This window comes from Scytonema hankhaensis NUACC26, assembly GCF_045865695.1.
Classification (GTDB): domain Bacteria; phylum Cyanobacteriota; class Cyanobacteriia; order Cyanobacteriales; family Nostocaceae; genus Scytonema.
Genome location: NZ_BAACAP010000123.1, coordinates 20,464 through 27,734, shown reverse-complemented (window position 1 = coordinate 27,734; position 7,271 = coordinate 20,464). Strand labels below are relative to the sequence as shown.

Here is a 7,271-nt window from a genome sequence, read left to right as displayed (position 1 = left end):
CAATACATCGGGGAGGGTTAGGGTGGGGTAAAAAATATTTGATACATCAATCATGACTTTTCAAACATCCTCTAAAGTGTATGTGTTTTTATTTTTGTCATAATGTTCCATAGATTAATGCTGCGCTTCCGTCAATTTGCCGTAGTCAAGTTTAATCAAACGGTCAGCAAGATGAAAATAACGATCGTCGTGACTAATGACAAATACCACCTTCCCTTGATGCTTCATATCTGGTAACAGTTGGTGGTAAAAGATGTCTCGGAAAAAGGGGTCTTGATCTGATGCCCATTCATCAAACACATAAATTGGACGATTTTCCAAGTAAGCTGTTAGTAAAGCTAGACGTTTGCGCTGTCCTTGAGACAAATCGATTGTAGAAAGTACACCTTCTTTAATTTGCACTTTATGTTCTAGTTGAAGTTGTTTAAGATAGGTTTGTGCTTGGATATCAAGATCGTCTAAATAAATACCTAAAATTCGCTCAAATAAAAAGAAATCTGAAAATACGGCGGCAAACAACTGACGATAAGCTTGGCGATTTTGATTGGTAATTAGTTTTTGATCGACATAAATTTCCCCAAATTCAGGAACATATAAACCAGTAAGTAACTTTGCCAGAGTAGATTTTCCGCTACCATTGCCGCCAACAATAAAAATCAATTCTCCTGGTTGAAATTCTAAATCAATCGGTCCCAAAGTGAAGCTCTGTTCTTCACGTTGATTATGATAGATATACGTAATTCCCTGTAGTCGAATGCGTTGAAACTGTGGTGGAAAGGGTTGTGTAAAAGGTGTAGTTTCCGATCGCTCTACCAGTGATAAGCCTAACGTATCAATTTTTTGTAAAGCAACGGTGGCTTGGTTCATCTCAGGTAAAATTTGGAAGAGGCTCTGAAGAGGTCGCATTAGAAAGGTAATCGTCAAGATGTAACCGGAGAGAATCGGAGTACTTACTGGTATGAGTTTGGGCAAACCAAAAATTAATGAACCCAGGAGAATGAAAAATAAAATCTCTCCGAAACTCACAGCGATCGCTAAAATCTTGAAGCTTGTGACTCGATAATTGCGGACAGATTTAGCGGTATATGTAAGTTCTTCATGAAAAAAAGCTTCTTGGCGATCGCTATGTAACTTGAGTTCCTTAATACCCGCCGTAATTGTACGAAAATGCTGAAAGAGTCGATCCTGTTCGTCGCGTGCAAACTTCATATAGTACTTTCCCCGTACTATTAGTAATTGGACGCTACCAATTGTTATTACTAAAAATAGGATTGTGAATGCGAAGACGAACCAAGATAACCAACTTAGGTAGATTAAACAGCCAATAATAACTGCCACATCAATGCAAAGAAAGGGAAGATCGTATACAGCAAATGAAATGGCTTGAACATCATCAGTTAAGGTTGCAAGTAAACGGCTTGCACCGATTTCTTCAAGGTGACGTAGTGGAGAAGCGAGAATCCAACGACTCAAGCGAAGTCTTAACCGATAAACAGCATCTTGGGCAAGATTCACTAGTAAAAATCGGGAAATCAGACTGGAAAAGAGAGTTACAATTGCAAGACCGAGAAAACCTGAAAACAAAATATCAATTGATGTATCTTGATGGGTAAGAGCGCTATTAATGAAGGCAAGCAAAGCTGCACTACAGATACCACTAATCGATCCAGTCAGTGTCGCTATTGCAATATGCTTCCAGGATTCCCGCAACAGAAATTGGGTGAGATTCATGAAGATTTATTTCAAATCATTTTCCTCTTCGGTCATATCGCTTAGAGTCTTCTACCGATCTAACCCATGGGTATCTTTACTTTTGTCATATTGCTCCATGAATCGTAGCATCCCAACATGACCAAGGGCTTCAGTCAATGCTTTTAGTCCCATTTGCCTAATTTGTTCTTGAGTTAACTGGCTAACATCTATCTTTGACATGGTTGTGTATTTGAGTGATGCATCTGAACCTTCAACTTGTGCTTGCTGTCGTCTTGCCTTGATTTCAGCAACAATTTCACTAAGAGTAGGATTGCCCAAAATTTTATCTCTATCTCTTGTATAATCGCCACTGCCCTGGTTATATTGCTGCATAAATCGTAGCATTCCCGCAGGACCGAGACATTTAGCTAGCGCCTCTATTCCTACTTGCATAAGTTGCGATTGAGTCAAGTTACTCAGGTTTGTCATTTGTCACCTCTATTAGCCATTGGAATGGGTTTCCTACTCTTACTTGTAACAATTTCTGATGCCTTGCTGCTAAACGTAACATTCTGTCATCCGTTGTCTGCAAAATATCGGCTTTTCCTGCTTCTGCACAGGCAATGTGTAATGCATCAAAATCTTTAAAGCCTATTTCAATGAGTTCTAGACCACGAGTTTCAATTTGTTCTGTGATAAGTATTTTAGCTTTCGCTGAAGCCGCCCATAACTGTGTCTGCTTTTTTCTCTCACCATCAGGAGCGCCTTTCAACTCAGTATCTATGGTTTCACTTCCGAGTAACTGCCATTCACCTCTTTGACATCGGGTTAAAATTGCCGCCACTGCTTCGGATTCCAAGCGAATTCGTTCTTGGGTCTGGTCATCAAAGGGGCGATTGAAGCAGCATACGTCTAAATAAATTGAAAACGTCATTGGCACGCTTGCTAGGTATTATATTTAATCTGCATGATTTTCTGCACAGTTAAACATTTATTTAGTAAACATGAACTATGGCACAGAAATACCGCATTACCTTACTTCCTGGCGATGGTATTGGACCCGAAATTATTGCAGTGGCGGTAGACGTGCTGAAAGTGGTGGGTCAAAAATTTGATATCCAGTTTGAATTTCAAGAAGCACTAATCGGAGGTGCTGCTATTAATGCAACGGGCGAACCTTTACCAAAGGATTCTCTGGAAATTTGCCGCAGCAGCAATGCTGTCTTACTAGCAGCGATTGGCGGTTATAAATGGGATTCTCTACCATCTCATTTACGTCCAGAAGCAGGTTTACTGGGGTTGCGGGCGGGATTGGGTTTATTTGCGAATTTGCGCCCTGCAACAATTCTGCCCCAGTTGATCGATGCTTCGTCCTTAAAACGGGAGGTGGTTGAAGGGGTTGATATTTTGGTGGTACGAGAACTAACTGGTGGCATTTACTTTGGTCAACCAAAAGGTATTTTTACCACAGAAACGGGTGAAAAGCGGGGTGTCAATACAATGGCTTATACTGAATCCGAAATCGATCGCATCGGACGTGTAGCTTTTGAAGCCGCAAGAAAACGCGATCGCAAACTGTGTTCTGTTGACAAGGCAAACGTTTTGGAAGTTTCTCAACTTTGGAGAAGCCACATAACTCAACTTGCCCAAGAATATCCGGATGTGGAGCTAACCCATATGTATGTAGATAATGCAGCCATGCAGCTGTTACGCGCCCCCAAACAGTTCGATACTATAGTCACGGGAAACCTGTTTGGCGACATTCTTTCAGATGCAGCTGCTATGCTCACTGGCAGTATTGGGATGTTACCCTCGGCAAGCCTAGGTGCTTCTAGCCCAGGAGTCTTTGAACCCGTTCACGGTTCTGCCCCAGATATTGCAGGACAAGACAAAGCAAATCCCTTAGCGCAGGTCTTAAGTGCCGCAATGATGCTCCGTTATGGTTTAAACCAGTTGGCAGCAGCAGATTATGTTGAGAAGGGAGTGTTACAAGTTTTACAGAGAGGTGCTCGCACGGGGGATATAATGTCTCCGGGTACGAATTTATTGGGCTGCCGCGCTATGGGTGATGCCCTAATTCAAGTTCTTGAAGAAGAGTAATCTTGCCTATCAAGAACCAGAAAATTTTGGCATACCTTTGCCAAAACTTTCAGATAAACTATAAGAGGAGTACGTGAACTGGAGTAATCCAGAGTAAATCGGAGTAATTCGACTTACTGACTCCACCATGATTCAGCGTAGAACTAGTTTCTGCGTTACCCAGAGCGCTTAACGCTCCTTGCCTTGAAAAGGAGTCTTTCTACGGCAAAGCGTGTAACCAACTGTGGGTTTTAGTCCGCTTAAGAGTCATGATTTAATGAGGTTTGCCAGCCTCAAGCGTCGAGGAAGGAACATGGCTACGTCACGATAGTGCAACACCGTAACTCAGTAACAAGCTCTTAAGCAGTATCGAGGCAAACAATACCCCTTTTGGGCGTGCTCAAACGAGCAAACAACATTTGTAGTTTGGGGGGCGGTGAAGTCCGATTAACCTCAAATTACTTCAAAATCTCCTAATTTTTGGCTATTTAGTAATACGACAAACCTACAACAATATTCAGTAAGTGGTGTACGCTTTAAAACAAGGACAAGCTAACTATAGCAATCAAAAAGACCATCCGGCGTCGATCGATCCAACCGTCATCAGAGCCGCTGGACAAATTTATCACACTTACTGTGAGGTACATCCCGAAATATGCGGGCAACCTTCAGGAGTGGCAATTAATCGGTATAATCACCGAGGAAAAGTGATTTTTACTAACCAACCAGTTCTTTTACCAGATGAGTGTTTTATTCCGTTGACCCAAATTGAATCGTATATGTACTAAGTTGGTCATTAGTCATTGGTCATTAGTCATTGGTCAAAAGGTCAAAAGGTCATTAGTCATTAGTCATTGGTGATAACAAATAACAAAGGACAAACTACAAATGACAAATGACAAATGACAAAGGACAAACTACAAATGACAAAGGACTTTTGACAAAGGACTTTTGACACAATGGACATCTTCGTAATTGTCCAGGCGAGTTTCATCGTATTCGCTCTGGGAGCTTCTGTTGGCAGCTTTATTAACGTTGTAGTTTATAGACTACCTGCTGGTCTGTCCGTACTTTGGCCCCCCTCTCGGTGTCCCCACTGCTTCAACCAGCTCAAGCCCAAGGATAATGTTCCAGTACTGGGATGGCTGTGGTTAAAAGGACGCTGCCGTTATTGCAAAAGTAAGATTTCTCTCCGTTACCCTTTGGTAGAAGGGGTAGCGGGTATTATTTTTTTATTAGTTTTTTGGATCTTTAAATTTTCACTGCTAACTATTGGTTATTGGACGTTTTGCAGTTGGCTATTAGCGCTATCACTGATCGATCTAGATACTATGACCTTACCCAATCCACTTACCAAATCGGGTTTGGTTTTGGGAATCACTTTTCAAATGACTCTCGGTTACCTAGCCACAGCAAGTTGGCAAGAATTTGCAAATCACCTAGTGGTAGCAGTTATTGGAGCCGTTCTGGGCTTGTGGCTGTTTGATGCGATCGCTATTATTGGTTCAGTTGCTTTTGGAAAAACCGCCATGGGTGGAGGGGATGCCAAATTAGCAGCGATGATGGGTGCGTGGTTGGGTTGGAAGTATTTACTTGTCGCTAGCTTTCTTGCCTGTGTGGTAGGAGTCGTGGTAGGTGGAAGTGGGATCGTACTTTCGCAACGCCGATGGGGACAGAGAATGCCTTTTGGTCCCTATCTTGCTTTGGGAGCATTTATCACAATTTTTGGTGGTGAAACAATATTGTCTAGTTATTTGCGGTTGTTTTTACCAGAATAGGGACTGGGGAATAGCGATTGGCGATTGGGGAATGATGATTGGCAATTGGCGATTGGCGATCATCCCCAGTTCCCAATCCCCATTGCCCTTCAACAAGGAGGGGGCCCCGAGTTCCCCAATCCCTATTCCCCCAACTGTAAATCTCGTCACCCCATCAAGGTTTAAGCTTCTGATAAGATAATATTGTGACTTGGATTACGCTGTTAACAACAAGTTTCCGTTGGCAAGCAGAACTTATGCAAGAGCTGCTAGCAGCTCATGGTATACCAACAAAAATTATTGATTTGGGGGTGAAGTCCTATTTAGGGGCTGGTACTCCAGCAGCTTTACAGGTACGGTTACAAGATAAGTGGGCTGCTTTGTTGCTACTAAGTTCCTATGAAGACGAGCAGGAGAGTTGAATTTGTTTACGTATTTTCGTTAAGCTAGCAACCAAAGATGCATGAGAAAGGTCCGATCTGCTTATCAAGACGAATTTGAAAAAATAGTCATCTGTCGTAAGTCGTTTGTCATATTTCTTAACAAAGGACAAGGGACAAAGGACAAGGGATAATACAAGCTGCTTGACCTATTTTCGACATATTACTCTCTGATAACATACAAATGGCAAACAACGAAGAATCACGCGGTTTAAAGTCTCTATTAGATTGGTTTGCAAATCGACGGAAATCAGGGTCTACTACCCCTGAACGTCAAGAACGTGAGATTGCTGATGGTTTATGGCACAAATGTCCTAACTGCAGTGTCTTAACCTATACCAAAGATCTCAGAGCCAATCAAATGGTTTGTGTAGAGTGCGGACATCACAACAAAGTGGATTGTGATGAGCGGATTCGTCAGTTGATAGATGTAAACACTTGGGGGTCTATAGACGATCGTTTGCATCCTACCGATCCATTGCAATTCCGCGATCGTAAAGCATACGGCGATCGCTTGCGAGAGACTCAGGAAAAACTCGGTTTAGTCGATGCTGTCAAAACAGGATTGGGTCAAATAGACGGTTTACCGATCGCTTTAGGCGTCATGGACTTCCGATTTATGGGGGGAAGCATGGGGTCAGTTGTGGGGGAAAAACTGACTCGTTTGATCGAGCAAGCCACACAGCGACGTTATCCCGTAGTCATTATTTGTACATCTGGCGGGGCGAGGATGCAAGAAGGAATGCTTTCCCTCATGCAGATGGCAAAAATATCAGCCGCTTTGCAACGCCATCGGGATGAAAAGTTATTGTATATACCCGTGTTAACCAACCCTACCACTGGTGGTGTCACAGCGAGTTTTGCCATGTTAGGAGATATTATATTGGCAGAGCCAAAAGCAACAATTGGTTTTGCTGGTCGGCGCGTGATCGAGCAAACTTTACGGGAAAAACTACCAGAAGAGTTTCAAACAGCAGAAGATTTACTGAAGCATGGTTTTGTAGACGACATCGTACCCCGAACCCAATTAAAGAAGACATTAGCAAACTTGATTGCCCTGCACCAACCTATCTCATTGACAACTGCAGTGCAAACACACAATGTTGTTGTTTGGGAGACAAGACCTTTTAGTTCCACAGTGATTGAATAACCGTAATGGCTAATGGCTAATGTTCATAGTCGCTGAATAACCTTATCTTGTGGGACGGGCGTCCTCGCCCGTTCTTTGTTAGTGACGGGCTAGAAGCCCGTACCACAAAAAATCTTACCCGCACCACAAGAAATTTTGGGAGATTTTTTATTT

At 42.5% G+C, this 7,271-nt stretch carries 8 protein-coding genes; 5 read left to right on the top strand and 3 right to left on the bottom strand.

Annotated features, from left to right (window positions below):
* Positions 1-114: 114 nt before the first annotated feature.
* Genes ACKTT2_RS06800 through ACKTT2_RS06790 form a run of 3 tightly spaced genes read right to left on the bottom strand, consistent with a single transcriptional unit; the run spans position 115 to position 2,626 of the window.
* Positions 115-1,731: a cyclic peptide export ABC transporter gene (locus ACKTT2_RS06800; protein WP_407885199.1), complete on the bottom strand. Its 1,617-nt coding sequence runs from the start codon at positions 1,729-1,731 to the stop codon at positions 115-117.
* Positions 1,732-1,782: 51 nt separating this feature from the next.
* Positions 1,783-2,181, bottom strand: a complete 399-nt coding sequence (locus ACKTT2_RS06795; RefSeq protein ID WP_407885198.1) for a hypothetical protein — start codon at positions 2,179-2,181, stop codon at positions 1,783-1,785.
* A complete protein-coding gene (locus tag ACKTT2_RS06790; protein ID WP_407885197.1) occupies positions 2,165-2,626 on the bottom strand; it encodes a PIN domain-containing protein in 462 nt (153 codons plus the stop codon). The genes ACKTT2_RS06795 and ACKTT2_RS06790 overlap by 17 nt, the downstream gene beginning before the upstream one ends.
* Positions 2,627-2,703: 77 nt before the next feature.
* Between ACKTT2_RS06790 and leuB the strand changes: the two genes are divergently transcribed.
* The 5 genes from leuB (at position 2,704) to accD (ending at position 7,118) form a co-directional block, all read left to right on the top strand.
* Complete coding sequence (gene leuB, locus ACKTT2_RS06785) at positions 2,704-3,792, top strand: 3-isopropylmalate dehydrogenase (RefSeq protein WP_407885196.1); 1,089 nt, start codon at positions 2,704-2,706, stop codon at positions 3,790-3,792.
* A 506-nt stretch (positions 3,793-4,298) separates the two neighbouring features.
* The gene (locus ACKTT2_RS06780; RefSeq protein WP_407885195.1) at positions 4,299-4,559 is read left to right on the top strand and encodes a hypothetical protein; all 261 of its coding nucleotides are present in this window, start codon (positions 4,299-4,301) and stop codon (positions 4,557-4,559) included.
* Between the two features lie 171 nt (positions 4,560-4,730).
* Positions 4,731-5,549: a prepilin peptidase gene (locus tag ACKTT2_RS06775; RefSeq protein ID WP_407885194.1), complete on the top strand. Its 819-nt coding sequence runs from the start codon at positions 4,731-4,733 to the stop codon at positions 5,547-5,549.
* Between the two features lie 185 nt (positions 5,550-5,734).
* A complete protein-coding gene (locus ACKTT2_RS06770) occupies positions 5,735-5,950 on the top strand; it encodes a putative signal transducing protein (RefSeq protein ID WP_407885193.1) in 216 nt (71 codons plus the stop codon).
* A gap of 202 nt (positions 5,951-6,152) precedes the next feature.
* Positions 6,153-7,118 (top strand): acetyl-CoA carboxylase, carboxyltransferase subunit beta, encoded by a 966-nt coding sequence (gene accD / locus ACKTT2_RS06765; RefSeq protein ID WP_407885192.1) that lies wholly within the window; start codon positions 6,153-6,155, stop codon positions 7,116-7,118.
* Positions 7,119-7,271: the final 153 nt, after the last annotated feature.